The organism is Aeromonas sp. 601039 (assembly GCF_049174415.1).
GTDB lineage: Bacteria > Pseudomonadota > Gammaproteobacteria > Enterobacterales > Aeromonadaceae > Aeromonas > Aeromonas veronii_A.
Genome location: NZ_JAAKTL010000014.1, coordinates 1 through 26,089 on the forward strand (window position 1 = coordinate 1; position 26,089 = coordinate 26,089).

The window sequence follows — 26,089 nt, forward strand, 5'->3', positions numbered from 1 at the left end:
GTGCCACCCACTGCAGTGGTATTCGCAGGCAAATTGTTGAAGGTATACACCAGGCTGGTCCAGGTCTCTGACCCGTCGCCATCGCTGATACTCACCGTGTTGGTCAGCAGCACCTGTACCGTGCCATCCGTTTCGGTCGCACCCGCATTCAGCGCCTCGACGTTGAAGTCGATGTCACCTTGTGGCGTCACTATCAGCGTCAAGGTCGAAGTAACAACATCAGAACTATCGGTGACCAGATAACTTACTGTAGGAACTGCACCAGAATAGTCAGGAGCGGGGGTAAAGGTGAAAGAGCCATCACTGTTGATGATCAGCGTACCAATGCCAGTAAGGGTCGATGTAACACCTGCGGGAACATCAATATTACTACCCCAGCTATAGCTGATGATGGATTGAGCCAAGGGACCATCCGGGTTGGAGCTATTGGCCAAAAGATCACCACTGACAGGGTTATCTTCATCCATCGAAAATACTTCACTCTCATCCAACAAGAGATTAGTTAGTGGCTCCGGTTCTAACAGTGGTTCAGCCGCTTGCTCAGTGTTGATAATGGGTTCAGCCTGATAATTGGTATCAAAACCGGCCTCGGCAATGGTCGCATCACCGGTTCTATCAATGGTGACAAAGCCACCATTGCCGCTTGCTCCTGCTACCCCGCCAATACCACCGCCACCACCGGCAGCAGGTGCACCACCTGCTGCTGAAGCCTCAAAGTTTTGCGTCGGGTCAACGCCTTGCAAAATTGACTCTTGCAATGCAGCAATGTCAGAAGGAGTGCCCTCCGTGCTGGCACCACCTTGCGGTTGTCCCGGTTCTGCTAATTCGGAACCGGTGGGTACATTCTGCGCTGGTGTATCGTCATAGGGGGAAAGAACAAGCTTGGCATCATCCGCTATGGTCAATTTGGCACCGGGCTGGAGTATTTCCCCCTTTTGCAGGGGGCGACTGCTGCCATCAGCCAGCACAATCTCCACATTCCCTTCGATAGCTGAGACAACCACGGACTTGTCGATGATTTGGGTACGCATATCCATTGCTCCAACGTGACAGATCTTGATGTCTACACCGTAGAGGGAGATAACGTGCTTTTCCGTTGCAATAATCTATAGGTTTGACTGCCCTCAAACCGATATAGAGAATAAAATCGAAAGGTTATTTTTTCTTCATTAAAATCATAACGATACAAATGGAACCAAATAACACCCATATTAATTTGATAATAAAAAAATCAAAAAATATATTGTATTGATATAAAAAATGACCCCATTCGGGGCCATTTCTACAGTGCACATATCAATCAAGACAAGGGGAAAGCAGGATGCACAAATCCCTGATAACCATCGATATGCAACTTGGAAAGCAGTTCCACTTGATGTTGATCTTCGACGCGGGTTGCAATGGTGGTCACACCGGCATTGTGCGCAGCTCGGCACACTGCAGCCAAGAATGAGGTGTCAGCACCCGGCTCCATGACCTGACTGGTATAACCGTGATCCACCTTGACATAGGCAGGCGCTAACTCCTCCAGATAGCCCAGTGACTGGAAGTGACGGCCGTAGTGGTCAACCCCCCACTGGAAACCATGGACCTGCAATGCGCCTACCAAAGCGGCCACATGATCTTTGTGCTTCATAATGGCTGCCTCGGGTATCTCGAATAACAGCCGTTCTTTCAATTCGCCATGTTCGACCAGATAGTGCGTCAGCCAGGTCAAAAACTCATCCGAACAAAGCGAACCTGCCGTTATATTAATTGCCAGCACTAGATCCGCTTGTTTGTGCAGTAAGGGAACACATGCATCAAGTATTGCCTGATCAAAATCGCCCCCCAATTTGAACTGTTCGATGGCAGGCAAAAACTGACCGGCAAAATAGTCCGTGCCATCGCGAGAGATAGATGCAAACAACTCGGCATGCAACCTGGCCCCGTTATCAAATCGGCAAGCTGGCTGAGCCTTGAATCGCCAGAGGTGATGCGAAATAGCATCCTGAACCAAATCACGCCATGCCAAGCGCCCCATCAACCCCTGCTCGGCTCCCCCTTCCATGACAACAGCACCACGGCGTTCATTACGCGCCTTGCCGAGTGCATTATCCGCTTTAGTCAACAGGACTGAGAGATCATCATTACCATCACGGCCTGCAATACCAATGACGGAGAGAGGATTACCCTCCGCCATTGGGTTCACGACCAGATCAGCAATACGAGAATTGATAATTTCTGCCAACTCCTTAAGCTGACCCAAATCATCTGTCGGGCAGAGCAGAGCATATTCGGTCGCTGATATCCGCGCCACAGCTGCACCATCCCATCCCTTAAGCTGTTCGCGTAAGATTTGTGCTATAGATTTGACCATATTATCACGGGCAGCAAAACCTTCATCACGGTAGATATCATCGAGCATATCTACCGCAACCAACATGATGCCCCCTTGGCCAGATTCTGCAATCCAGGCATTAACCTGACCAACAAAATAGGCTCGATTACCCAAGCCAGAAACGGCATCCACATAAACTCGTTCACGCAGTTTCTCCGCCTCGTCGGCCTGCTCTTTGAATTGCACCGCCAACTTTCCGGATAAGATGTTGATCGCTTGTACAACCTGCTTCAATTCATAGGTCTTGGGCTCTGGAATGGTATGCCCAAAATGATGCAATTCAATCTCGACGGCCTGCTCACAAATCTGCTTGAGCGGTTTTAACAGGAAATTAAGTGCACGCATAAGCAAGATCGTGGTTACCAAAAATCCAATCACAAACCAGGTCGCCAGTTCGCTCATCCCTGCCCACAGTTCGTGATAGGCTTGTCCTGGGTGGCCCACCACCTTGAGCTTGCCAAGTTGCAGCCAGCCAGACGTCAGAATTGACTCATTGGATACTTCCGGAAACAAGCCAAGTTCAATAAACCAGTCAGGTACACCTTGAATACGGCTGCTGTTTTCTTCTTCAATCACATCTTTCGACGCAAGCAGGTCAAGACGAACCATACGGTAATAACCACCATCAAATATGGCCTTAATCACCGACTCAGCTCCCACCTTGTCGCCATTTTCAAGATAAGGGGTTAATGCCAGTCCCAGTGACGTAGCGGTGTTGATTACCGTTGTTTCCTGCTGTTGTGCCAGATAAGTTCGTGTCGAATTGAATTGCACCCAATAAGTAGCTGCAAACAATAGTCCAAACAACAGCAACATGGTGGCCAATAACTGTCTATAAAGCGTCATAGGTTAATCATCCAAATTCACCACAGGCCTAGCCAATCGCCCCGATGTCATGCGATTGCGTAAATCATTCCATAATCCCAAGCGAGATGATTGGCCAGCCAGCTCCCCTTGGCCTCGCGCCTTCATCAACCACAAGTGACTACCGTTAAAACTATAGATAGGTACCAAATCTCGCCGTTGGGTAGCGGGTCGAATAGAGCCTATCAAATTATCCAAAATAACCGGAACCGAAGAGGGTGTCTCATAATATGCCACCACCATGTGGAACTGGTTGTAATCAAGGGCCTTGACATAAACCATCCGCATTTTTTCATCCGGGATCCCCAATTCCAGTAGTGTGGAATATTTGGCAATACTGAAATCTTCGCAATCTCCTCCGGCAGCTCCCAGAAACTCGAGCGGGGTTGCCCAGTAATCTTTCTTGCGCCACAACTTGATGTCATCAACAAAGCGCATTTGATTAAAAAAGTTGTTCACTCTTTCGAGCTTTTTCGTCTCGCTCAGTGCCTTTCCCTTCGTTTCCATCACCAGCATGCGCCAACTGGTTACACGCTTGCCAGCTCTGGCGCCATAGGTCTGCTCCGCCCGCTTGATCAAGTTGAGGTCTTCCTGTGGCAGAGGCTGGCTGGCACAGAGCAAAAGTGAGAAGGGTAACAGCAGGATCCATAAGGAGTGGCGCAGAGTACGTAGAGATCGGTATCTCCATTTATTGAGGAGATCATACCATCTGCCTCCGGTACCACGCTGGAGTGTCACGTCATATGCCTGCTGCATGATTGCTTCTGCACTCCTCAAAAACCGCGCAACCACCTGCTTTAGCCAAACATGGTGACTGCCAGCTGCAGTCACCATGTTGGCGTTCATCATCATCCCGGCGGGATCATTGGCAAACGGTTATTGCCTGGGCTGCCATTCAGCGGGTTGCTTGACGCTAAATGCATTGAGCAGACTTCCTGTCGCATTGAGGATGCGATAGTCCGCCAGCAATGCATCATACTCAGCAGTGATATAACTGCGACGCGCTTCGAACAATTCGTTTTCGGTGTTCAATACGTCCAGCAAGGTTCGCTGACCCAAGCCAAACTGCTTCTTGTATGCCTGAACGGTATCGTAGCTTGCATCCACATGCTCTTTAAGGAAGGTTTTCTGTTTGGCCAGCGACTCTTTCGCATTCCATGCCAAACGGGTTCCCTCTTCTACCTGACGAAATGCATTCAGATGAATGTCTTTCGCCTGAGAGTACAGTGCCGAAGTTGCATTGCTCTCGGCTACGTCAGAACCACCTCGGAACAGGTTGTAACGCATCCGCACCATAGCTGTCAGATCGTCATTGCGACCTTTAACGGCATCAATATCCTCATTCCAGTTTTGGTCCACTTCAAAAGTGACGTTAGGGTAGAAACCGGATTTGGCACCTTCATGCTGATACTTGGCCGCTTCAATATCTTGCAGGGATGAGAGCAGGGTCGGGTGAACTTCTGTCGCCGTTTTCAGGGCAGTATCGAGACTAGCCGGGACCAACTCGGCATTAGGTACCGGTTGAACGAGATCTTTTGGTACCTCGTTAACCACCCGAATAAACTCGCTTTCCGCATCACGGTAGTTGTTTTCAGCGGCGGCTTGGTTGGCGTAGGCCCTGGCAACACGACCATCAATCTGGGTCTGATCAGCAGTAGAACCAAGCCCTGAATCAGTCCGTTTCTGAATGTCGCTACGGATCTGTTCGTGGGTTTCCAGGTTCTGTTTGGAGAGTTCCAGGATCTCCTGCTGGCGCAGCATATTGAGGTAGACCTCAGCCACTCGCAGCGCGGTATTCTCTGCTTCGGAGATCATCGCCAGACGCTGGGCGTTGGCTTCAGCTTCAGTTCGGGAGACGTTGTTGCTGACATCAAAGCCATCAAACAACATCTGCCGCAAACTGAGTCCAGCCTCTTTGCGAGTCATGGAGTCATCAATATTGCTGTTTGAACCAGCAGCCCGGGTAGAAGGGCTGTCAGTCTTTTCATAGCCTACGCCGCCACGCAGATCGATCGTAGGATAATAGCCACCCTTGGCGCCATCATGCTGATAGAGGCGTGCCTGGTAGAGATCAAACGCTTCCTTGATCTTGGGATGCGTAGCGAGTGTCTGTGCCACCGACTCTTCCAGAGTCTGGGCCTGACCCAAACTAGGGATCAGGGTGATGCCACTGACCAGCATGGCAACAATCGTTTTTTTCATGTTATCTCCAGTCATGTTTTGTTTTTAGATTGTTGGCTTATCGTTCTCTCAGTGCCGACTGCTTAGCCCGTAAAATCGGCTTAAGTAAATAGTCTAGGACACTTTTTTTACCAGTAATGATATCAGCACTGGCTAACATACCGGGGATGATGGGAAGTGCGTTAAGCTCATCGCCCAAGTAACTCTTCTCGGTACGCACCCGAACCAGATAAAAGGAGTTCCCCTCCTCATCCTGGATCGAGTCCGCACTTATCTGTTCAACCTTGCCATGCAATCCTCCATAGATTGTAAAGTCGTAGGCAGTGATCTTGACGATGGCATCCAGCCCCGGTCGCAGGAAGGCGATATCTTTCGGCGACACCTTGGCTTCAACCAACAAGGTGTCCTCCAGCGGCACTATCTCCATCAAATCCATGCCGGGCTGCACCACGCCGCCCAGGGTGTTGATCTTGAGTTTCTTGATGGTGCCCTTGAGCGGAGCAATCACGCTGGTCCGATCAACCCTATCTCGCAAGCCAACCTGCCCTTCTGACAACTGGCCAAGTCGCCCCTGCTTCTCATTCAGTTCCGTCTGGGAGTCAGCACGGAATTTCAGCGCTATGTCATTGCGCTTGGAAATAGTCTCACGCAACACCGAATTGAGTTTTGGTATCAGCAGACGGTTGCTCTCCAGCTCCCCCTGCATCTCGTTGACCTGCCGCTCTAGCTTGATTAGCTCCACTTGAGGCACTATACCCTCTTTTGCCAGTGGACGGCTAATATTGAGCTCTTGTCTGGCCAGATCCACACTGCGATTCACGGTGCGAATTTTGGCATTCAGTTCAATCAGTTCCTGCTCTTTCTGCTCGATCTGTTGACCAAGAATATAGAGCTGGTTCTTCAGGTTATTAAGGCGATCCCGTTGTACCGAGCGTTCACGGTTGGCATATTCGGGAAAGACGGTTTCATAGCCATCCGGGAACTGAATTGGCGCTTCTCCCACCACTACCTGTTCACGCCACCCCAGTGCGGGATCATTTTTAACCTCAACACTGGCCATTTCGGCCCGTAACCGTGCAATATCTCCTTTCAGAGTGACCAGCTCCTGCTCACGCTCTCGAAAATCGGAGCGGAAACGGGTGTCATCGATGCGCAGCAGCGGCTGTCCCTTCTCGACGATATCCCCCTCTTTGACGAAGATCTCTTTGACTATCCCCCCTTCCAGATTCTGGATCACCTGTAGTTGGCGGGATGGGATCACCTTGCCCTGACCCACGGTGACTTCATCCAGCTCGGCCCAGGCAGCCCAGACGATGGCACTCATGAAAAAGAGGAAACAGCACCATAACAGGATGCGGGCACCGGTTGGGGTAGTAAGCAACACAGCTGCCGCGCCGTCATCGACAAACTCCAGATGCTCGGGTGCCGGCAATACATCACCGGAAGGCGCATTTTTGCTGCGTTTTAACCAGTTCATGAGCCCCTTAACCATGGGACACCTCCTGCACGCGCACCTTGCCTTCCTTCAACTGCTGCAACACCACCTCTTTGGGACCATCTGCCACAATCTGTCCCTGCTCGATGACGATAACTCGCGAGGCCACATCCAGCATCGAGGTCTTGTGGGTGATGAGGATCAAGGTGGTTTCCGGGCCCAGTCTGGCGAGCTCCTGTTTGACCTGCATCTCGGACTGGTTGTCCATGTTGGAGGTAGGCTCATCCATCACCAGAATGGGGGGATCATTGAGCAGGGCGCGTGCCAGCAGGATCGACTGACGCTGGCCACCGGAAAGCTGACGGCCACCCTCACCTATCTGCCGATCCAATCCGTTGGGATCACGGTTGGTAAAATTGGTGACGCCCGCCCGCTTGGCAGCACGCAAGACTCTCACGTCATCCACCAGCGGATTACCCAGCATGATGTTGTCTCGCACCGAACCAAAAAAGAGAATGACATCTTGGGGAACACAACCGATATTGCGACGAATCACCGAGGGAGGCAACTGGTCTATTTCGAAACCATCGATCCGGACCGAACCGTCAGTCGGCCGATACAGCCCCATCAACAACTTCTCGAGGGTCGTTTTACCCGCCCCAATCCGGCCGATAATTGCCACCTTTTCACCCGGCTGAATACGCAAATTGATATGGTGCAGGGTGCTGGTTTCCATTCCTGGATATTTGAACGAAACATTTTCGAATTCAATTCGACCGGCAATCACCGGATGATGGATATATTGCTTGCCTTCCTCCTGCTCACCCGGGGTTTGCATGATTTTTTCCAGAATATCCAGTGCAGACTTGGCCTGGTTATAACGGGTCGACAACACTGAGAGTTGCACCATGGGCGCAATGGCACGGCTGGAGAGCATCACGGCAGCAATCATCCCCCCCATGGTGACTAAGCCTTCGGAGATCTGGTAAACACCGACAATCACCAGACCGACCGTCACCACCTGCTGGATATAACTGGCCAGTGACGACATGGAGTTGGTAATTCGCCGTGTTTGTACACCCCAGGTGGAAATATGGGAAACAGCCTGCTCCCAACGGTGCTGGAACAGACTCTCGGCGCCAAAAATTTTGACCGTTTCCAGCCCGGAAATACTTTCGATCAGGTTGGCATTTTTCTGAGAGGCCAGCCGGGAACCCTCTTCGATGGACTTTTTGAGCGGCTCTTGAATATAGAAGCTGTAGGCGATCAGGATCAGCATGGCGACGATGGGGACCACCACCATCACACCGGCAAACATCCAGATAATAAAAAGGAAGAAGACGGCAAAAGGCAGATCGATAAGAGTAGAAACCGTCGCGGAAGTGAAAAACTCCCGCACCGATTCAAATTCCTGCAGATGTTTGGCGAAAGCGCCGGTGGAAGCGGGACGAGACTCCATCCGCATGCCCATCACCTTGGCGAAAATCTTGGCGGACAGCAGCACATCAGACTTTTTGCCAGCGATATCGATAAAGTAACTGCGCAACTGCCGCATCACAAAATCGAAGGTAAAGACCACCATGGCCCCGACCGCCAGCACCCAGAGCGAATCAAATGCCAGATTGGGCACAATCTTGTCATAGACGTTCATGGTAAAGAGGGGGCTAGCGATGGCAAACAGGTTGATCAGAATGGAGGCGATCAGCACATCGCGATAGATTCCGCGAGATTCAAACAAAGTGCTCCAGAACCAGTGGCCATCACGGGTCTCCAGCACCTTGGGAGAGCGCTCGTCAAATTTGAACTGCTTCTTAACGTAAAAGAGACGCCCCAAATACTCATCACCCAGCTGGGCAGCAGTCAGCCATTGGGCGGCATCACCTGCCTGCGGGAAAATCACTTTCCCCTGGCTGCGATCTTCGTTCCACTCCAGCAAAATACAGGCGCCACCGTTACGCATCTGCAATACGCAGGGCAGCAGCAAGGGAGAGATCTGATCAAGCGGCTGGATCACTTCACGGGCAGATAGCCCGCCCCGCTCGGCAGCACGACAAAAGAGTGCTGTAGTCAGTCGTCCGGAGACCAGTGGCAACCCGGTCGTCAGGGCATCCTGGCTGTTGGGCACACCATAAAAGCGGGTCAAGAAGACCAGACACTCCAATAACTCATCGATACGACTTGTTTCTGCTTGCATAGCATCCCGTCACTGCATTAATAAGGTCGATACGAGAGGGGTATCACTCATATTTTCCTGCTATAGCGACTCTAAAAACGAGCCCCCTCCCACAGATGAGCCTGATCAGGGAATAAACCTATCCGGATACATCGTGACACTCACCACCAATTTTCCTTGCATGATGATTGGTAAAACCAGCCTGTGAGCATCATGCCGACGCCTCCCTCAGGTAAATGGAGGTGTTAATTGATAATGGCATTTATTGTGGCGCATCACTATATCAACCTGCAGGTACCAAAACTATAGTTTATGGTATGAACTTTTTATATAACCCTATGTTTTACGTGAAAATAATAATTACGAACTCAATTATAGGTCAGGAAGTATGAAGGGTCTTCCCAGTGCATGACCCTGAGGGCCACTCAAGGAGAGTGCTCGTGCAATGTCCGCCATCGCAGTCCAGCGATTCTCGCACCAGGCGGGAGCAAGCAGGGTTGGGCGGCGCGCCGATGCCGAAATCCGGTGATACACCACCTCGGGTGGTGTGTGCTGGATCATGGCGACAGCGGCTTCCACATACTGCTCCAGCGTCAATACCTCAAGCCGCCCAGCTTGCCACGCTTTGCCAAGAGTACTGCCCTCTACCACATGAAGCGGATGCAGCTTGATCCCCTCAACACCGGTCCCAACGATACGATGCAGGGTATCGAGGCTGTCCATCGACACCTCGCCCGGCAGGCCGACGATCAGATGAGCACATACCTTGATGCCGCGCTGATGGGCACGTCTTACCGCATCCTCATAGGCGGCATAACCGTGGCCGCGGTTGATCCGTTGCAGAGTCTTGTCGTTGGCGCTTTGCAGCCCGAGCTCCAGCCACACCTCGTAGCCCCGGGCCTGATAGCCCGCCAACAGATCCAGCACCGCATCCGGCACGCAATCGGGGCGAGTGCCCACACAGAGCCCCACCATATCGCTCACCGACAGCGCCTCTTCATACATCCGCTGCAGATATTCGACCTCGGCATAGGTGCTGGTATAGGCCTGAAAATAGGCAAGATAGCGCTTGGCACGGGTGACTTCGTCCCGGCGAGCCAGCAGTTGTTGCACCACTGAGAGTTGTTGGGCCGACTCGTCGGCAAAAGAGGATACGTTGCAGAAGGTGCAGCCACCACGGCCCAGGGTGCCGTCACGGTTCGGGCAGGTGAAGGCCCCGTGGATGGAGAGTTTGTGGATCTTCTGACCGTGACGCTGCTTGAGATCCTGACCGAATGTATTGACGAGTTCGTGTAACTGCATGACACCTCCGCTAAAGGAGCGCCATTGTACGAGCTTGCGCAAAACAGGGGCTGAGCTGGATCAAGCTAGCGGAGAGGGTAAAACATATAAATACCCGACCAATTTTGAATAAATATAGAGAAAAAGCGCAAAAAAAGGATTTTTACAGTTCTTTGACGATTCAAACAGTAAACATCCATATGAAAATGAGACCTGATAACCCACTGTTGAACAATGAAAAATTCAAAGAGACCCGACAGCACACAATTGCAAGCATGGGATATTGAAAATGTGATCCCTTCCGCTGTCGGCCACATCGGGTTGGTAAAATTACTACATTCGCCCATCGTCGCCGAGCACACCATTGAGCCCGTCAATGGCGATATATTTAACCAACAAAATCAAACTACGTAGAATAAATACTTCATAACTGCGAGCTAATCCCCCTAACCCGACATTTTGTTATGCGAATGTAACCATGAAGACAAACCTGACCTGCGATTGACCTCGCCAGAAAATCCCATTAGTTTGGAGATTCGCCACGTCAGGCAGACGGAACCACAAGAGCCAATCGCAATTTATGCAGTCAGGTGATGACTGTGCGATACAAGGCCGAGCAAGGGAGAAATGCAATGTCACTATATGATCCAAAGCTGGAGAGGGATAACTGTGGCTTCGGCCTGTTGGCCCACATGGAAGGGGAAGCCAGCCACAAGCTTGTCCGTCTCGCGATGTCAGCATTGGCTCGCATGCAGCACCGCGGCGGGATCTCCGCCGATGGCAAGACCGGCGATGGTTGCGGTCTGCTGCTGCAAAAACCGGACAGCTTCTTCAGAGCTGTCGCCGAGGAGAAGGGATGGCACCTTGGCCGCAACTATGCGGTCGGCATGCTGTTTCTCAACCCCGACCCCGTATTGGCCCAGCAGACCCGAGACATCATCGACGAAGAGCTGGAAAAAGAGACCCTGAGTCTGGTCGGCTGGCGCAAGGTGCCCGTCGATACCAACGTACTCGGTACCATCGCCAAAGCCTCCCTGCCCAGCATTGAACAGGTCTTTGTCAACGCCCCGCCCGGCTGGGTCGACAAGGATCTCGAACGCCGCCTCTATATCGTGCGTCGCCGCATCGAAAAGCGCGTCAACGACGACTACTTCTATGTGGTCAGCCTCTCCAACCTGGTCACCGTCTATAAAGGGCTGTGCATGCCGGTGGACTTGCCGCGCTTCTATCTGGATCTCGCCGACATACGTATGCAGGCGGCCATCTGCGTCTTCCACCAGCGTTTCTCCACCAACACCAGCCCGCGCTGGCCGCTGGCGCAGCCGTTTCGCTATCTGGCCCACAACGGCGAGATCAACACCATCGCCGGCAACCGCCAGTGGGCCAAGGCACGCAGCTACAAGTTTGCCACGCCGCTCATTCCCGATTTGCAGGAAGCGGCCCCCTTCGTCAACACCACCGGCTCTGACTCCTCCAGCCTCGACAACATGCTGGATCTCTTCCTCGCCGGTGGCATGGACCTGTTCCGCGCCATGCGCCTGTTGATCCCGCCTGCATGGCAAAAACACCCGAACATGGATGATGACCTGCGCGCCTTCTACGACTTCAACTCCATGCACATGGAGCCATGGGATGGCCCCGCCGGTATCGTCATGACCGATGGTCGCTACGCCACCTGCGCACTTGATCGCAACGGTCTGCGTCCGGCCCGCTACGTCATCACCAAGGACAAGTTCATCACCCTCGCCTCAGAAGTCGGTACCTGGGACTACACCCCGGACGAAGTGCTGGAGAAGGGCCGGGTCGGCCCGGGCGAGCTGTTCGTGGTGGATACCAGCAACGGCAAGGTGTGGACCAGCTTCGAGATCGATGACGACCTCAAGAACCGTCACACCTACAAGCAGTGGATGGATAAACATTGCCGCCGACTGGTCCCCTTCGAGCAGATGGACGACAGCCAGACCGGTAGCCGCGAGTTCTCTGATGACCAGCTGAAAACCTATCAGAAGTTGTTTGGCTACTCCTTCGAGGAGCTGGATCAGATCATCCGGGTGCTCGGTGAAAATGGTCAGGAGGCGGTGGGCTCCATGGGGGATGATACCCCGATGGCGGTGCTCTCCTCCGGCCCGCGCACCCTCTATGACTACTTCCGCCAGATGTTTGCCCAGGTGACCAACCCGCCCATCGACCCGCTGCGGGAAAACCACGTGATGTCGCTGGCCACCTGTATCGGTCGCGAGCAGAACGTCTTCAACGAGACCTTCGGCCACGCCCACCGGGTGCTGTTCCAGTCGCCGATCCTGCTCTACTCCGACTTCCACCAGCTGCTGGCACTGGAAGGTGAGTACTACCGTCATCAGGTGATCAGCCTCAACTTCAAGCCAGAAGAGGGGCTGGAAGCGGCCATCGTGCGCATCTGCGATGAGGCCAAAACCGCCGCCAGGAGTGGCACCGTACTGCTGGTGCTGTCGGATCGCGATATCAGCGCCGATACCCTGCCGATCCCGGCCGCCATGGCGGTGGGCGCGGTACAGCGCACCCTGGTGGACAACAACCTGCGCTGTGACGCCAACATTCTGGTGGAAACTGCAAGCTGCCGTGACCCGCACCACTTCTCGGTGCTGCTGGGCTTTGGCGCGACCGCCATCTACCCCTATCTCGCTTACGAAACCCTGGCCAAACAGGTTGAAGAGGGCGTGCTCACCATGTCCCTGCGCCAGGCGATGGTCAACTACCGCAACGGCATCAACAAGGGGCTCTACAAGGTGATGTCCAAGATGGGCATCAGCACGGTCGCCAGCTACCGCTGCTCCCAGCTGTTTGAAGCTGTGGGCTTGGCCAGAGCCGTGGTCGATACCTGCTTCCGTGGCGTATCGAGCCGTATTCAGGGTGCCGATTTTGCCGACATCCAGCAGGATCAGCACAATCTAGCCCGTCAGGCCTGGCTGGTGCGCAAGCCCCTCCCCCACGGCGGCCTGCTCAAGTTCGTCCACGGCGGCGAGTACCACACCTACAACCCGGATGTGGTGCAGACCCTGCAAACCGCGGTGCGCTCCGGCAACTATGCCGATTACAAGGAGTACGCCCGTCTGGTGAACGAGCGCCCGGTTGCCACTCTGCGCGATCTGCTTGCCCTGAAGAAGGTCGACAATCCGGTCGCGCTGGATCAGGTTGAGCCGGCCGACAAGCTGTTCCCCCGCTTCGACTCCGCCGCCATGTCCATCGGTGCCCTCGGCCCAGAGGCTCACGAGGCGCTGGCTGTCGCCATGAACCGCCTCGGCGGTCAGAGCAACTCCGGCGAAGGTGGCGAAGATCCCAAGCGTTTCGGTACCGAGAAGAACTCCCGCATCAAGCAGGTCGCTTCCGGCCGCTTTGGCGTCACCCCCCACTACCTGATGAACGCCGATGTGGTGCAGATCAAGGTGGCGCAGGGCGCCAAGCCCGGCGAAGGGGGCCAGCTGCCCGGTGACAAGGTGACGGCCCAGATCGCCCAGCTGCGTTATTCCGTGCCCGGCGTGACCCTGATTTCACCGCCGCCGCACCACGATATCTACTCCATCGAGGATCTGGCCCAGCTCATCTTCGACATCAAGCAGATCAACCCGAGCTGTCTGGTGTCGGTGAAACTGGTCTCCGAGCCCGGCGTGGGCACCATCGCCTGCGGCGTGGCCAAGGCCTATGCCGACTTCATCACCATCTCCGGTTATGACGGCGGCACTGGCGCGAGCCCCCTCACCTCGGTCAAATATGCCGGCTCCCCGTGGGAGCTGGGTCTGGCTGAAACCCAGCAGGCGCTGGTCGCCAACGGCCTGCGCCACAAGGTGCGGCTGCAGGTGGATGGCGGCCTCAAGACCGGTCTCGACATCATCAAGGCGGCCATCCTCGGCGCCGAGAGCTTCGGTTTTGGCACCGGCCCCATGGTGGCGCTCGGTTGCAAATACCTGCGTATTTGCCACCTGAACAACTGCGCCACCGGCGTTGCCACTCAGGATGAGAAGCTGCGTCGCGAGCACTTCACCGGCCTGCCGGAGATGGTGATGAACTACTTCAAGTTCATCGCCGAAGAGACCCGCGAGCTGATGGCCCAGCTCGGCGTCACCCAGTTGACCGACCTGATTGGCCGCACCGATCTGCTGGAGGCCCTGCCCGGCCTCACCGCCCGGCAGGCCAAGCTGGATCTCTCCGGCATTCTGGCCCTTCCGGTGGCACCGGCAGGTTCCAGCCTGTTCAGCCAGCAGCACAACCCCACCTTCGACAAGGGGCCGCTCAACCTGAAAATGGTGGAGGATCTGCTGGAGGCGGTGGAAACCTCAAGCGGCGGCGAGTTCCGCTACGACATTCGCAACACCGACCGCTCGGTGGGTGCGCGCCTCTCGGGCGAGATCGTCAAACGTCACGGCAACCAGGGGATGGCGGCCGATCCGGTCAAAGTGCACTTCAACGGCACCGCAGGCCAGAGCTTCGGCGTCTGGAACGCAGGTGGCCTTGAGATGATCCTCACCGGTGATGCCAACGACTACGTGGGCAAGGGGATGACCGGCGGCAAGCTGGTGATCAAGCCCCATGTCGGCGTGGCGTTCAAATCCCATGAAGCAGCCATCATCGGCAACACCTGCCTCTACGGCGCCACCGGCGGCAAACTCTACGCCGCAGGCACTGCTGGCGAGCGTTTCGCGGTGCGCAACTCAGGTGCCCTGGCGGTAGTCGAGGGGATTGGCGACAACGGTTGTGAATATATGACCGGCGGCATCGTCACCGTGCTCGGTCAGACTGGCGTCAACTTCGCGGCAGGCATGACCGGCGGCTTTGCCTACGTGCTCGACGAGTGCGGCAACTTCGCCAAGCGCACCAACCCCGAGCTGGTGGAACTGCTGGATGTGGCGGATCTCGCCATCCATCAGGAGCACCTGCGCGGCATCATCACGGCGCACCTCAATGAGACCGGCAGCTCGCGCGCCGAGGAGATCCTGGCCAACTTCGACTCCTATGTGCCCAAGTTCAGGCTGATCAAACCCAAGTCCAGCGACGTGAAATCGCTACTGGGTCACACCAGCCGTTCCAGTGCAGAACTCAGAATCCAGGCGCAATAAGGAGGGAACCCTATGAGCCAGAACGTATTTCAGTTTATCGATGTCCAGCGGGTCGACCCGCCCAAGAAGCCGCTCAAGATCCGCAAAATCCAGTTTGTGGAGATCTACGAGTCCTTCAATCAGCCGCAGGTACAGATGCAGGCGGATCGCTGCCTCGAGTGCGGCAACCCCTACTGCGAGTGGAAGTGCCCGGTCCACAACTACATCCCCAACTGGCTGAAACTGGCCAAAGAGGGGCGCATTCTGGAGGCGGTGGAGCTCTCCCACCAGACAAACAGCCTGCCGGAAGTGTGCGGTCGGGTCTGCCCGCAGGATCGCCTCTGCGAGGGCTCCTGCACCCTCAACGATCGCTTCGGCGCGGTGACCATCGGCAATATCGAAAAGTACATCACCGACAAGGCGTTCGAGATGGGCTGGAAGCCCGATCTCTCGAACGTGGTCAAAACCGGCAAGCGGGTCGCCGTCATCGGTGCCGGCCCTGCGGGTCTCGCCTGTGCCGACGTGCTGGCACGCAACGGCGTCACCCCTGTGGTGTTTGACAAGTATCCGGAGATCGGCGGCCTGCTCACCTTCGGCATCCCCTCCTTCAAGCTGGAAAAAGAGGTGATGCAGCGTCGCCGCGAGATCTTCCAGGGGATGGGTGTAGAGTTTCGTCTCGAGACCGAAGTGGGCAAGGACATCACCTTCGCCGACCTGCTCGGCGAGTTCGATGCGGTCTTCCTCGGGGTCGGCACCTACAAGTACATGAAGGGCGGCTTTGCCAACGAAGAGGCGCCGGGCGTCTATGACGCCCTGCCCTACCTCATCGCCAACGCCAACCGGCTGCTGGGCTTCGAGAAGGCGCAAGCCGACTACATCGACTTCGCCGGCAAGCAGGTGGTGGTGCTGGGCGGTGGCGATACCGCCATGGACTGCGTGCGTACCGCCATCCGTCAGGGGGCCGCCAAGGTGATCTGCGCCTATCGCCGCGACGAGGAGAACATGCCGGGCTCCAAGCGGGAGGTGAAAAACGCCCGCGAGGAGGGGGTTGAGTTCATGTTCAACCTGCAACCGGTAGCGGTCGAGCTGGATGCCAGCGGTCGCACCGTCGGCATCAAGGTGGTGAGCACCGAGCTGGGTGAACCCGATGCCAATGGCCGCCGCAATCCGGTGGTTATCGAGGGCTCAGAGCAGGTGTTGGCCGCCGATGCGGTGGTGATGGCGTTTGGCTTCCAGCCCAACCCCCAGCCCTGGATGGCGGAGTTCGGCATCGAGCTCGACAACCGGGATCGCATCAAGGCCCGCGAGCAGGCGGAATACGCCTTCCAGACCAGCAATCCCAAGGTGTTTGCCGGTGGCGACGCGGTGCGTGGCTCCGATCTGGTGGTGACCGCCATCTACGAAGGGCGCAAAGCGGCCGAAGGGATCATGGACTATCTGGCGGTCTGATCTGACCGGCCACAGCCGTGATGTTCCCTAACAGTCAGCCCCGCCAATGCGGGGCTGATTTTCTATGCGCGCTCACCAACCGCTCATACGCTCCTGGCAGCCGTGAAGATAACTAGATGCAGTGCCTTGCGATGGCTCCTACACTGGGCAACTGCCACGGGAAAAACTCCAACCATTTGAGGCAGAATTTGTGACGTCTATCTGTTACACTTCGCGCCCGCCATTTTCCGGCTCACTCTCTGACTTGATGTCAGGCGCAGCCGTCGGTGGTTACAACCTCCGTCTCGCTCATGCCGAGCTAACCAAGCCAAACACAGCCCAGCTGGAACACAGGAACCCATTATGAGATTTGAATCGTTCGATTTTGCCCCCGAGATTTTGCGTGCTGTCTCAGATTGCGGTTATCAGGAGATGACCCCTGTGCAGCAACAGGCGATCCCGGCCATTCGCCGTGGCCGCGATGTGCTGGCCAGCGCCCAGACCGGTACCGGCAAGACCGCCGCCTTCGCCCTGCCCATCTTGCAGCGTCTGGTAGACAATCCGGCGCCGGTCCAGCCTTCCAACGCCCGGGTGCTGATCCTGACCCCGACCCGCGAGCTGGCGGCTCAGGTGGCGAGCAACATCAATGACTTCGCCAAGTATCTCGATATCACCACCATCACCATCGTCGGCGGTGGCAAGCAGGACGTGCAGGCCAAGAAGCTCAAAGCGGGCGCACACATCATTGTGGCCACCCCGGGCCGTCTGCTGGAGCACCTCACCGCCTGCAACCTCAGCCTCTCTGGCGTCGAGTGTCTGGTGATGGATGAAGCGGATCGCATCCTCGACATGGGCTTCAGTGCCGATGTGCAGAAGATCCTGCAAGCGGTCAACAAGACCCGTCAAAACCTGCTCTTCTCCGCCACCTTCTCCGACGCGGTGAAGAAGCTGGCCAACCTGATGCTGGACAGACCGCAGATCGTCAGCGTCAACAAGCAGAACTCCACCGCCGACACCGTCAGCCACACCGTCTATCCGGTCGAGCAGAAGCGCAAGCGCGAGCTGCTCTCCGAGCTGATTGGCAAGCAGAACTGGCAGCAGGTGCTGGTGTTCGCCAGTACCCGCGAGAGCTGTGATGTGCTGGTCGAGGAGCTGAACCTCGACGGCATCAAGTCCGCCGTTGTCCATGGCGAGAAGGCCCAGGGCAACCGTCGCCGCGCCCTGCGCGAATTCATGGAAGGCAAGATACGGGTACTGGTCGCCACCGAGGTGGCAGCCCGTGGTCTGGACATTCCGGATCTGGAGTACGTGGTCAACTATGATCTGCCGTTCCTGGCGGAAGATTACGTGCACCGCATCGGCCGTACCGGTCGTGCCGGCAAGCGCGGCATGGCCATCTCCTTCGTCAGCCGTGAAGAGGAGCGTACCCTGCTGGAGATCGAGGCCCTGATCGGCCAGAAGATCCGCCGCATCATGGTACCGGGCTATGAGGTGAGCAGCCGTGACGAGCTGATCAAACAGCTGCAGGAGCGTCGCCGCTTCGGCAAGCGTCCGCAGCGTGAAGATAACGCCGTGGCCCAGGTGATGGCCGAAGCCAAGCTGCAGGGTCAGCGCCTCAAGCGTCTGGCCGCCGCCAAGAAGCCCCGCCAGCCGAAATAAGGCGGACAGTTGCTCTATTGAACCGCAAAGGCGCCACTGGCGCCTTTGCCATCTCTGTCATCGGTGTTGACCCCTGGTGGTCAACTCAAGGATTGCTTATGACCTCTCCGACCTACAATCAGGCCCTGCTCGAGATGGCCACCCAGAGCCTGGCCGAACTGGCCCGCACCGCCGAGCAAAAGGCGGGCAAGCGCACTCCGGCGCAAGAGAGCCACTTTCTCTGCACCTGGATGGCCGACTCCCTCAAGGAGAAGCGCTTCTCCCGTCTGGTGATGGAAGATTTGAAAGCTTGGGTGCAGCTTGGCCGCACGCTGGGTGCGGGCGCCGATCTCAAGGGATTGCTTGCGCGCATCGCCTTCCAATACCAGTGCGCCATGACCAATCCGCAGCAATTGGGAGCCAAGCTGGCGGCCCTGCTGGAGGATCTGACGGCGGCAGGCTGGCTGGTGCTGACCGAGAGCGAGGTGAACGCCAAGCTGCGCCTGCAATCGGGCGGTCAGGCGAGTCTGGTGGTAAGCCATAGCGAATATGAAGGCCATATCGAGGACGGTGAGCTTGTCAAACCCCTCACCCTCTATGTGCGCGGTGAAGAGAAGGTGCTGGCCGAGGCGGCCTTCAAGCACGGCCTGCTGCTGAGCCAGGGCAACAAGAAAGCCACCCGGGTCAAACACCACAAGGCCTACCGGCTGATGCCGGACAACGCCCAACCGGCGCTGGCACTGCTGAGCGAGGCTCGCCAGAGCGCCTGATCTCGCCTGTTTTCAGCAATAAAAACGGCAGACCCTCATTTAAAGCAGGGCCTGCCGTTTTTTATTGTTCGATGTTTGGTGATGAGGTCTGGTAGTCGTTTAGCGGATCTTGATGCCAATCTGGCCCGCGTCACACCACTCGAACATCACCTCTTCGCTCTTGCCGCAGCAACTGCCACCACAGACCCGACTCTCGCGCTTGATGACCCGCCCCTTGCGCATCCAGACGCCGAGCATGGCCTCCACCGCATCTTCCGAGGTGTGGAAGTGGCGAGCCAGATCACGCCGGCTCACCTTCTGCTGCGCGGCGAGGTAATCCCCCAGCTCGCGCAGGATCATAAGGTCACCACCTTGCGGGCGACGATGTCACCGTGACGGCGACCGGCCCACCAGAGCAGTACCAGAGAGAGGCCATAGCTGACGATCCAGAACAGGCTCTGCTCCGGATGAGCGGCGAAGGTGGCCACCTGATAGAAGAGGGTCGCGCACATAAAGGCCATATAGTTGCACCAGGCCGCGGTAAAGAGGGCCCACTGGCGACCGGTTTCCCGCACCAGGGCACCCATGGCGGCGGCGCAAGGCATGTAGAGCAGCACGAACAAGAGGTAGGCAAAGGCACCAGCCGCCCCATCGAAGTGGGTCTGCATGTTGCCGTAGGTGGAGACATCCACTTCCTGCGCCTCAGCGGCAGCTTTCTGGTCGTCGAGGTTGCCAACATCAAGCCCCATAGGGTCGCTCGGGTTGATCTCCGCCAGATTGGCTGCCACGGCATCGATCGCCTCATGGAAGCTGGCCACCAGCGAGAACTCGCTCGCCTCCTCTTCATCTGCGCCACCACCGGCGTAGAGGCTGTTGAGGGTACCGACCACCGCCTCTTTGGCGAAGATACCGGTGACGATACCGACCGTAGCCTGCCAGTTGTCATCGCGCACACCGATGGGGTGCAGCACCGGGGTCACCGCCTGGCTGATCTTGCTCAGGACCGAGCTCTCCTGCTCCTGATGGCCAAAGCTGCCATCGGTACCCAGGGAGTTAAGCACGCTCAGCACGGCAACCACCAGCACGATGGTTTTACCGGCGCCAAAGACGAAGGATTTGAGCTTCTGCCAGGTCTTGATGGCAACGTTGACAGGACGCGGCCACTCGTAATCCGGCATCTCCATCACCATGGAGTCGCTCTTGCCCGGCAGCAGGGTATTGCGCAGCAGCAGGCCAGTGAGCACCGCCACCAGAATACCGATGAGGTAGAGACCGAACACCAGGTTCTGGCCTGATTCAGGGAAGAAGGCCACCGCAAACAGGGCGTAAACCGGCAGACGGGCACCGCACGACATGAAGGGGGCCATGGCGGAGGTCATCAGCCGCTCCCGCTCGGAGTTGAGGGTACGGGTCGCCATCACCGAGGGGACGGTACAGCCAAAGCCCATCAGCATCGGCACGAACGCCTTGCCCGGCAGGCCGAGGCGGCGCATCAGGGCATCCACCACGAAGGCGGCGCGGGCCAGATAGCCGGAGCTCTCCAGTACCGCGAGGAACAGATAGAGGCAACCAATCACCGGAATAAAGGTGGCCACGGTCTGCAAACCAACCCCGAAGCCGTCAGCCAGAATGGCGCCCAACCATTCGGGGGCATTGATCAGCCCCAGCAGGTGGTGCACCCCATCGACAAACAGGGCGCCGCCCATGATGTCGAAGAAGTCGATAAAGGCGCTGCCCACCTTGATGGCGAACATGAACATCAGGTACATGACAAACAGGAAGAAGGGGATGCCAATCCAGCGATTGAGCAGCACCCGATCCAGCCACTCACTCTGGGCCTCGGTGAGCTTGCCCTTCTGCTGGCGAGCCTGTTGTACCCACTGGTGGATATGGCCGTAGCGGATATCTGCCAGTTGCAGGTCGATATCCTGCCCTTGATGAGCGCGAGCTACCACATTGGCGGCGGCCGCCTGCTGACCGGGCAGCAGAGTCTCCTGCATCACCGCATCCTCTTCCAGCAGGCGCAGGGCGCGGCCACGGGTAGTGAGGTGATGCGGGGCGAGCAGGGTCTCCAGCTCCGCCAGATCGGTTTCAAGCTCTTGGCCGTAATCGAGTTGCAAGGCTGCTTGCTGCTGACCGATAAACTGCCGGATCTGCTGCTTGAAGGCGGCAACCTGCTTGCTGTTGTGGGCAGAGAGGGCCACTACAGGGCAACCGAGGGATTTGCCGAGCTTGCTCTCGTCGATGACGATGCGGCGCTTTTGCAGGATATCCAGCTTGTTGAGCACCACCACCATGGGCAGGCCAAGTTCACGCAGTTGTAGCGTGAGGTAGAGGGAGCGCTCCAGATTGGCGGCGTCGATGACGTTGAGCAGCAGGTCGGGCTGTTGGCCCTGGGCAAAGCGGCTGGCGATCTGCTCGTCCAGACTGCCATCCTGACCCGCCAGGCTATAGATGCCAGGCAGATCCATCAGCTTGAAGTGATGCTCACCCGCGCTGAACTCACCCATCTTCTTGTCGACGGTGACGCCACTCCAGTTGCCTACCTGCTGGCGGGCGCCGGTCAGGGCGTTGAACAGGGAGGTCTTACCGCTATTGGGGTTACCTACCGTTACCAGGGAATAATTCATACCAGCTCTACCTCTATTTTCTTCTGAACCCGCCGCGTGCGAGTGGCAAGCTGCTTTGCAGGTTCGACTTCTTGTCTCTGAACCGCTCCCGGTGACTTTCTTGACCGAAGCGGTAGCCGAACAGGGGGTTATACCGGCTCGACTTCTATTTGCTGGGCCAGACTCTTTTGCATGGAGAGACAGATCCCCTGGCACTGGATCTGGAGCGGGTCCCCCAGGGGGGCGGAGCGCAGATAAATGACTTCAGTCTGGGGCAACAGGCCCATCACCATCAGTTTGCGGCGCAGCGGCCGGGCGAGCTGATTCATATTCTTGATGCGAGCACTCTGTCCCGGTGACAACTGCGTGAGTACCATGACTGACTCCTGAAGTTAAACAATAATAATTCTCTTTTACTTGGGGCATTATAAGCTGTGTCTTCAACTTTTATTTGAGTAAAATCAAACTCCGCTTAGCTAACCCATAAAGTAATGCCATGAATCACGACAACAACAGCCGCCTCGTTTACAGCACAGATGGCGGCATGATCAAGGAGCAGAGCGCTCCCCAATCCGCCTCCCCCTTCCCCACTGACGGCACCGTGCGCATTCGCCGCGAGACCAAAGGGCGCAAGGGCGCCGGGGTGATCACCATTCATGGCATACCCGCCGATCAGCAAAAATCCCTGGCCACCCTGCTCAAGAAAAAGTGCGGCACCGGAGGCGGTATCAAGGAGGGAGTGATCGAGATCCAGGGGGATAAACGGGACCTGATCAAAACCGAGCTGGAGAAAGCCGGTTTCAGCGTCAAGCTGGTGGGTGGCTGATCCCCTTGTCACTCATGCGGTTTTTCCCTAGAATGCCCGCTCCCATCGAGGGGGAGTAGTCTCGTACACCGGTGCCATCCATTGCATGAATACCGGTTTGCGACCCTGATCAACATACTTGGTGCCAAATCACCATGGTCAGGGTGATCCATGCCAGCCATGGATTTGACAAGACCTTTGACGGGCCAGTGCCAATACCGGGGACGGATGGCGCAGGCTTGTCTTTGGTTTATAACAATTCCGTCCCCCGGTCATTTTTATGGAAGCCTTGTTAACCTCAACCCTCAGCGTCGCTATTGCCGAAATCGGCGATAAAACCCAGCTGTTGGCGTTGCTGCTCATCTGCCGTTTTCGCAAGCCCTGGCCCATCATCGCCGGCATGCTGGCGGCTACCCTGCTCAACCATGCGGGCGCCGCCTGGATTGGTGAGTTCATCAGCCGCTGGCTCGATCCCAAGATAATGACCTGGCTGGTCGCCATCGCCTTTATCGCCATGGCTATCTGGATTTTGGTGCCGGACAAGATGGATGACGAGGAGAGCTCGCTGGATAAATACGGCCCCTTTATGGCCACCTTCGTGCTCTTCTTCATCGCCGAGATTGGCGACAAGACCCAGATCGCCACCGTGCTGCTGGCCGCCAAATATGATTCGCTGGTACAGGTCATTACCGGCACCACCCTCGGCATGATGCTGGCCAACGTGCCGGTGGTGCTGATCGGCAAGCTGGGGGCAGACAAGCTGCCGCTCAAGGGGATCCGCATCGCCTGCGCCATCCTCTTCGTCGGCCTCGGGGTGAGCACCCTGATCTTTGCCTGATCGCCTTTTCCGCTGACCAAGCCCTCCACCTCGGAGGGCTTTTTTGTTTGCTGCTTTGTCTAGTGCGTAACCCGCTGTCGCAACCACCTGCCCTACAGCCAAGGGGCAGTGCACGGTTGCGGGGACCTCATGCCATAATGGGGCAAACCTCGTGGAGTCCCCCCATGCACAACGTATCAAGAGAGACGCTTCTCGAATGGGTCAAACAGGGACGGCTGGCGCCAGAGAAGCTGGCGGACGCCCTGACCCTCGCCGATCTTCCCCCCCATCCGGCGCGCTGGCAGTGGCTGTTTGACCGGCTGCTGCTCTGGCTCGGCGCCCTCTGCATCGGGGCTGGCCTCATCTTCTTCGTTGCCTTCAACTGGCAGGAGTTGGGCCGGGTCTCCCGCCTCGCCCTGCTGGAGGCGCCGCTGCTCGCCATGCTGCTTCTGCTGTGGCGCAAACCCCTTGGGGATACCCCCCGTCAGGCGCTGCTGCTCGCCATCGCCCTCAATATCGGTGCCCTGCTGGCGCTGGTGGGTCAGACCTACCAGACCGGCGCCGATCCCTGGCAACTGTTCGCCACCTGGGCGCTGATGCTGGTGCCGCTGGCGGCATTTGGCCAAAGTCCCCTGCTCTGGACCTTAAGCTGGCTGCTCGGCCAGCTGGCGCTGGTGCTCTACTGGCGGCTCGGTTTGTTCACGTTCTTCTTTACCTTCGATGAAGAGGGATTGGGCTGGTGCCTTACCCTGCTCAACGCCGCCCTCTGGGGTCTGCTTCTGCTGGCGCCAAACCGCTGGCGCCTGATGCCAAGCTGGCTGGCGGGCCTTGCTGCCGGTCTGGGGGCCACCCTGCTCACCCTGCTGGCGCTGTTTGATGTCGCCTCCCCGCTGGTGTGGCCGCTCTGGCTTGGCTGGCTCGCTGCGGCCTATGCCCTGTGGCACCACAGATTTATCGCCGGACTCGCCATGGGGTGCCTCAGCCTGATTGCCGTCATCCTCGCGGCGCTGGGCAAGTGGATGGAGCCCGACATCAACGGCTTCTTGCTGCTGAGCCTGATTGCCATCGGCCTTTCTGTCACCGCCGCCCGCTGGCTGCAACAACAACGGAGGTCTCATGAGTGATCTGACCCTTTGGCAAGCACTGCAACAGGCCAATCTGGTGGAAGGGGATCAGCCCAGTGATACCCAGCCCCACTGGTCGAGCCGCTTTATGCTGGGGCTGGTGGGGTGGATTGCCGCCCTGTTCCTGCTCTTTTTCCTGTTTCTCACCTTCGAACAGCTGACCCGCGAGGCCAACAGCGCCCTGCTGCTCGGGGCCGTGCTGCTGGCGGGGGCCTACGCCCTCAATCGCAGCCAAAGCGGCGATCTCTGGGATCAGTTCGTGCTGGCCCTCACCCTGGCGGCCGATGCCTGGCTGCTCTATGGCCTGCTCGATCAGCTTGATCTCCATCATGCCCTGCTCTGGTTTGGGTTGTGCCTGCTGTCCCTTGCCATCGCCGTGCTGTTCGATCACTGGCTGGTGCGGCTGTTTCACAGCGTGGCGGCGGCCCTGCTGCTCTCCCTTGGCCTCGCTTGCCTCGGGCTGCAACTGCTGGCGCTGCCGCTGGTGATGGCGGCCATCACCTTCTGCTGGCTGCGGGCAGATAGGGATCCCGCCCGTCACCAACTCTACCACTCCATCACGCTGGGGCTGGCCCTCTCCCTGCTGGTGCTGGGCCGCCTGCACCATCCGCTCTGGGATGGCGGCAGCAGCGTGCTGGACGAACTGGGGCTGTCCCGCCTGCCGCTCTGGCTCAATCCCCTGATCTGCGCCGCCCTGCTGCTGGCGGTGATGGTGAAACTCAAGCTCCCCCTGCTGTTTGGCCTGCCGCTGGTGCTGATCAGTGCCATCATCCCCGGCATGGGGGCAGGCGCACTGGTGCTGATCCTCGGGTTTTATGCCGGCAGTCTGGGGCTGATGACCCTCTCGGCCCTGCTGCTGCTCGGCTATGGCTCGCTCTATTACTACGATCTTGGGCTCACCCTGATGACCAAATCCTGGCTGCTGCTGGGCTCCGGCATCCTGCTGCTGGGTGCCCGCCAGCTGCTCACCACCTTCGCGGCAAGGAGCGATTCATGAAACCTGTGACCCGACAGCTCGCCCTGTTGCTGAGCGGCCTCGCCATCCTGGCGGGCATCAATGCCACCGTCTGGCGCTATGAGCACGCCATGAGCAGCGGCGAAGTGGTGCTGCTGCGGCTCGCTCCGGTCGATCCCCGCTCCCTGATGCAGGGGGATTACATGCGGCTGAACTACGAGATTGCCCGCGAGCTGACCAGCCGCGACGCCAGAGCTACTCAAAACAAGGGCAGCGACACCCTGGTGATCCGCCTCGATGCCCATCAGGTGGCCAGTCTGGTGGCCGATGGCAAACCGGATCGGCTCGCCAGCGATGAGCGGCTATTGCAGGTACACCAGAGCGAGCGGCAGTGGCAGATCGGCCCCGATGCCTACTTCTTTGAAGAGGGCACGGGGGAGCAGTACGAAACGGCCCGCTACGGCGAGTTCCGGCTGCAAGCCGATGGCAAGACCCTGCTGGTGGGGCTGCGGGATGAGGCCTACCAGCCCATCGGGCAGATCCGCGCCCGCTGGTAACGGCCGTGAGTGGCTATTTACTCT

General features: G+C 57.3%; 19 protein-coding genes. 9 read left to right on the top strand and 10 right to left on the bottom strand.

The window, feature by feature from the left end:
- The 7 genes from G5195_RS12680 to G5195_RS12710 form a co-directional block, all read right to left on the bottom strand.
- A partial coding sequence (locus G5195_RS12680) for a retention module-containing protein (RefSeq protein ID WP_421236200.1) occupies positions 1-1,031 on the bottom strand: 1,031 nt, incomplete at its 3' end.
- 269 nt (positions 1,032-1,300) lie between these two features.
- Positions 1,301-3,226, bottom strand: a complete 1,926-nt coding sequence (locus tag G5195_RS12685) for an EAL domain-containing protein (protein WP_216953336.1) — start codon at positions 3,224-3,226, stop codon at positions 1,301-1,303.
- 3 nt (positions 3,227-3,229) lie between these two features.
- Positions 3,230-3,982: a transglutaminase-like cysteine peptidase gene (locus tag G5195_RS12690; protein WP_254204305.1), complete on the bottom strand. Its 753-nt coding sequence runs from the start codon at positions 3,980-3,982 to the stop codon at positions 3,230-3,232.
- Positions 3,983-4,120: 138 nt separating this feature from the next.
- Positions 4,121-5,446: a TolC family outer membrane protein gene (locus G5195_RS12695; RefSeq protein WP_216953335.1), complete on the bottom strand. Its 1,326-nt coding sequence runs from the start codon at positions 5,444-5,446 to the stop codon at positions 4,121-4,123.
- Positions 5,447-5,483: 37 nt separating this feature from the next.
- The gene (locus tag G5195_RS12700; RefSeq protein ID WP_266135587.1) at positions 5,484-6,917 is read right to left on the bottom strand and encodes an HlyD family type I secretion periplasmic adaptor subunit; all 1,434 of its coding nucleotides are present in this window, start codon (positions 6,915-6,917) and stop codon (positions 5,484-5,486) included.
- A complete protein-coding gene (locus G5195_RS12705) occupies positions 6,910-9,054 on the bottom strand; it encodes a type I secretion system permease/ATPase (protein WP_266135586.1) in 2,145 nt (714 codons plus the stop codon). The genes G5195_RS12700 and G5195_RS12705 overlap by 8 nt, the downstream gene beginning before the upstream one ends.
- Before the next feature lie 351 nt (positions 9,055-9,405).
- Positions 9,406-10,335 carry a TIGR01212 family radical SAM protein gene (locus G5195_RS12710; protein ID WP_216953332.1) on the bottom strand — a complete coding sequence of 310 codons (930 nt, stop codon included), beginning with the start codon at positions 10,333-10,335 and terminating at the stop codon, positions 9,406-9,408.
- 611 nt (positions 10,336-10,946) lie between these two features.
- Here G5195_RS12710 and gltB point away from each other — a divergent pair.
- From gltB to G5195_RS12730, 4 genes are all read left to right on the top strand, one after another.
- The gene (gltB, locus tag G5195_RS12715; protein ID WP_421236201.1) at positions 10,947-15,404 is read left to right on the top strand and encodes a glutamate synthase large subunit; all 4,458 of its coding nucleotides are present in this window, start codon (positions 10,947-10,949) and stop codon (positions 15,402-15,404) included.
- Between the two features lie 12 nt (positions 15,405-15,416).
- The gene (locus tag G5195_RS12720) at positions 15,417-16,832 is read left to right on the top strand and encodes an FAD-dependent oxidoreductase (protein WP_005346752.1); all 1,416 of its coding nucleotides are present in this window, start codon (positions 15,417-15,419) and stop codon (positions 16,830-16,832) included.
- A gap of 342 nt (positions 16,833-17,174) precedes the next feature.
- A complete protein-coding gene (locus G5195_RS12725; protein ID WP_216962145.1) occupies positions 17,175-18,470 on the top strand; it encodes a DEAD/DEAH box helicase in 1,296 nt (431 codons plus the stop codon).
- Positions 18,471-18,568: 98 nt separating this feature from the next.
- Entirely contained in the window at positions 18,569-19,219 is a 651-nt protein-coding gene (locus tag G5195_RS12730; RefSeq protein WP_421236202.1) for a DUF2913 family protein, read from the top strand.
- 99 nt (positions 19,220-19,318) lie between these two features.
- On the opposite strand, the gene G5195_RS12735 is transcribed toward G5195_RS12730, so the two are convergent.
- From G5195_RS12735 to G5195_RS12745, 3 genes are all read right to left on the bottom strand, one after another.
- Positions 19,319-19,558: a FeoC-like transcriptional regulator gene (locus tag G5195_RS12735; RefSeq protein WP_005350974.1), complete on the bottom strand. Its 240-nt coding sequence runs from the start codon at positions 19,556-19,558 to the stop codon at positions 19,319-19,321.
- Complete coding sequence (gene feoB / locus G5195_RS12740) at positions 19,555-21,828, bottom strand: Fe(2+) transporter permease subunit FeoB (RefSeq protein ID WP_216962140.1); 2,274 nt, start codon at positions 21,826-21,828, stop codon at positions 19,555-19,557. The genes G5195_RS12735 and feoB overlap by 4 nt, the downstream gene beginning before the upstream one ends.
- A 128-nt stretch (positions 21,829-21,956) precedes the next feature.
- Positions 21,957-22,184, bottom strand: coding sequence for a FeoA family protein (locus G5195_RS12745; protein ID WP_005337384.1), 228 nt, complete (start codon positions 22,182-22,184; stop codon positions 21,957-21,959).
- A 119-nt stretch (positions 22,185-22,303) separates the two neighbouring features.
- Between G5195_RS12745 and G5195_RS12750 the strand changes: the two genes are divergently transcribed.
- The 5 genes from G5195_RS12750 to G5195_RS12770 all read left to right on the top strand — a co-directional run bounded on the left by G5195_RS12750 (position 22,304) and on the right by G5195_RS12770 (position 26,065).
- The gene (locus G5195_RS12750) at positions 22,304-22,633 is read left to right on the top strand and encodes a translation initiation factor (RefSeq protein ID WP_216962137.1); all 330 of its coding nucleotides are present in this window, start codon (positions 22,304-22,306) and stop codon (positions 22,631-22,633) included.
- A gap of 259 nt (positions 22,634-22,892) precedes the next feature.
- Positions 22,893-23,450 (top strand): TMEM165/GDT1 family protein, encoded by a 558-nt coding sequence (locus tag G5195_RS12755; RefSeq protein ID WP_005337386.1) that lies wholly within the window; start codon positions 22,893-22,895, stop codon positions 23,448-23,450.
- 164 nt (positions 23,451-23,614) lie between these two features.
- Positions 23,615-24,553 (top strand): DUF2157 domain-containing protein, encoded by a 939-nt coding sequence (locus tag G5195_RS12760; RefSeq protein WP_216962134.1) that lies wholly within the window; start codon positions 23,615-23,617, stop codon positions 24,551-24,553.
- A complete protein-coding gene (locus G5195_RS12765) occupies positions 24,546-25,550 on the top strand; it encodes a DUF4401 domain-containing protein (RefSeq protein WP_421236203.1) in 1,005 nt (334 codons plus the stop codon). Before G5195_RS12760 ends, G5195_RS12765 begins: the two co-directional genes overlap by 8 nt.
- A complete protein-coding gene (locus tag G5195_RS12770; protein WP_139434659.1) occupies positions 25,547-26,065 on the top strand; it encodes a GDYXXLXY domain-containing protein in 519 nt (172 codons plus the stop codon). The genes G5195_RS12765 and G5195_RS12770 overlap by 4 nt, the downstream gene beginning before the upstream one ends.
- Positions 26,066-26,089: the final 24 nt, after the last annotated feature.

Coding starts and splice junctions, on each gene's coding strand:
- G5195_RS12685 (WP_216953336.1), bottom strand. CDS start 3,226: ATGACGCTTTATAGACAGTTATTGGCCACCATGTTGCTGTTGTTTGGA.
- G5195_RS12745 (WP_005337384.1), bottom strand. CDS start 22,184: ATGGTACTCACGCAGTTGTCACCGGGACAGAGTGCTCGCATCAAGAAT.
- G5195_RS12710 (WP_216953332.1), bottom strand. CDS start 10,335: ATGCAGTTACACGAACTCGTCAATACATTCGGTCAGGATCTCAAGCAG.
- G5195_RS12730 (WP_421236202.1), top strand. CDS start 18,569: ATGACCTCTCCGACCTACAATCAGGCCCTGCTCGAGATGGCCACCCAG.
- G5195_RS12760 (WP_216962134.1), top strand. CDS start 23,615: ATGCACAACGTATCAAGAGAGACGCTTCTCGAATGGGTCAAACAGGGA.
- feoB (WP_216962140.1), bottom strand. CDS start 21,828: ATGAATTATTCCCTGGTAACGGTAGGTAACCCCAATAGCGGTAAGACC.
- gltB (WP_421236201.1), top strand. CDS start 10,947: ATGTCACTATATGATCCAAAGCTGGAGAGGGATAACTGTGGCTTCGGC.
- G5195_RS12720 (WP_005346752.1), top strand. CDS start 15,417: ATGAGCCAGAACGTATTTCAGTTTATCGATGTCCAGCGGGTCGACCCG.
- G5195_RS12735 (WP_005350974.1), bottom strand. CDS start 19,558: ATGATCCTGCGCGAGCTGGGGGATTACCTCGCCGCGCAGCAGAAGGTG.
- G5195_RS12725 (WP_216962145.1), top strand. CDS start 17,175: ATGAGATTTGAATCGTTCGATTTTGCCCCCGAGATTTTGCGTGCTGTC.
- G5195_RS12750 (WP_216962137.1), top strand. CDS start 22,304: ATGAATCACGACAACAACAGCCGCCTCGTTTACAGCACAGATGGCGGC.
- G5195_RS12700 (WP_266135587.1), bottom strand. CDS start 6,917: ATGGTTAAGGGGCTCATGAACTGGTTAAAACGCAGCAAAAATGCGCCT.
- G5195_RS12765 (WP_421236203.1), top strand. CDS start 24,546: ATGAGTGATCTGACCCTTTGGCAAGCACTGCAACAGGCCAATCTGGTG.
- G5195_RS12705 (WP_266135586.1), bottom strand. CDS start 9,054: ATGCAAGCAGAAACAAGTCGTATCGATGAGTTATTGGAGTGTCTGGTC.
- G5195_RS12695 (WP_216953335.1), bottom strand. CDS start 5,446: ATGAAAAAAACGATTGTTGCCATGCTGGTCAGTGGCATCACCCTGATC.
- G5195_RS12770 (WP_139434659.1), top strand. CDS start 25,547: ATGAAACCTGTGACCCGACAGCTCGCCCTGTTGCTGAGCGGCCTCGCC.
- G5195_RS12755 (WP_005337386.1), top strand. CDS start 22,893: ATGGAAGCCTTGTTAACCTCAACCCTCAGCGTCGCTATTGCCGAAATC.